The 1,336-nt window shown below is 72.8% G+C and carries 2 protein-coding genes; both read left to right on the plus strand.

The annotated features are described in order from the left end of the window. On the plus strand, nucleotides 1–321 hold a 321-nt coding region (locus FNQ90_RS27775), incomplete at its 5' end, for a hypothetical protein (RefSeq protein WP_228471547.1). Nucleotides 322–413: 92 nt separating this feature from the next. Continuing rightward, nucleotides 414–1,310 (plus strand): bifunctional DNA primase/polymerase, encoded by an 897-nt coding sequence (locus FNQ90_RS23425; protein ID WP_182608176.1) that lies wholly within the window; start codon nucleotides 414–416, stop codon nucleotides 1,308–1,310. Nucleotides 1,311–1,336 lie beyond the last annotated feature (26 nt).

The following is a 1,336-nucleotide window of genomic DNA, read 5'->3' on the forward strand; positions in this document are numbered from 1 at the left end:
CCCCCACAGGACCCCACACACCCGGAAACCCCCTGTGACCAGGCACGCGACAAGCGACAAGACAAGACAGGCGACAAGGCGCACGACAAGCAGGACGACAAGACACGCGACAAGCAGGAGCCCCCCGTGCCCGCTTCCGAACGCATCACCCTCATGGCCGCCGGAGAACTCCGCGACGCCCTGACCGCCCACCGCAACGGCGACCAGGCCGCCGCCGTCGCCGCCCTCATGTCGATTGACCCCGACTCCTGGGCCGCCATCGAACACCGCCTGGCCGCCATGGGCGGCACCGTCGCCGAGCTGCTGCCAGACACCCACTGACCGCACCAACACGAGAGCGGCCCGCGTCTCGCCAAAGCCTCGGGCCGCCCTCACTCCCCAGTCACCAACAGACCCAAGGAGGTTCCCCCAGCATGACCCATGACCCCCGTTCCGCGCTGCTGCACGCCGCTGTGGAGGCGGCCGAACGCGGCTGGCCGGTCTTCCCGCTGCGGCCGGGCACCAAGCGCCCGGCCCTGCACCGAGAGGACCGCTGCCCCGGCACCGGCCCCTGCGCGGCCGGGCACCTGAAGTGGGAACAGCGCGCCACCACCGACCCCGAGCGCATCCGCGCCGCCTGGTCGATCCGCCCGTTCAACGTCGGCATCGCCACCGGCCCGGCCGCACTGGTCGTCATCGACCTGGATCGGCCGAAGAACGGATCGGACACGCCTTGCGGCGTGACGACCTTTCGGGCGCTCTGCGAGCGCGCCGGACAACCCGTCCCGGATACCTACCGGGTGCGAACCGCCAGTGGTGGGGAGCACCTGTACTTCACCGCGCCCGCAGGGGCCCGGTTGGGCAACACGGCCGGGACCATCGGCGAGCTGGTGGACTCCCGGGCGTGGGGCGGCTACGTGGTCGCCGCGGGCAGCACCACCGACACCGGAGCGTACGAAGCCGTGAGCGACCGTGGGGCGGCCCCTCTGCCCGACTGGCTGCACACCGTCCTGAAACCCGCCCCCGCGCGCCCTGTGGGGCCGCCGGTACTTCCTGCGGTCGACGGCAGCCGCGCGGCCCTGGCCGCACTCCGAGCCGAGTGCGCCGTGGTGGCCGCCGCGCCGGACAAACAGCGCAACACCACGCTCAACCGCTGCGCCTTCAAGGTGGGGCGGTTCGTCGCGTGGGGCGACATCCCCCGGCACGTGGTCGAGGAGGCCTTCCAAGGGGCGGGAGAGGGGCGAGGGCTGACCCCTGCCGAGTGCCGCGCCACGATCCGCAGCGCCCTGGACAGCTCCATCCGCAAGGCCCGGCCCCGGGAGGCGGCGTGAACGCCCCCCGATCCTCCCCCTTGGAA

Source organism: Streptomyces alkaliphilus, assembly GCF_014141535.1.
Lineage (GTDB): Bacteria > Actinomycetota > Actinomycetes > Streptomycetales > Streptomycetaceae > Streptomyces > Streptomyces alkaliphilus.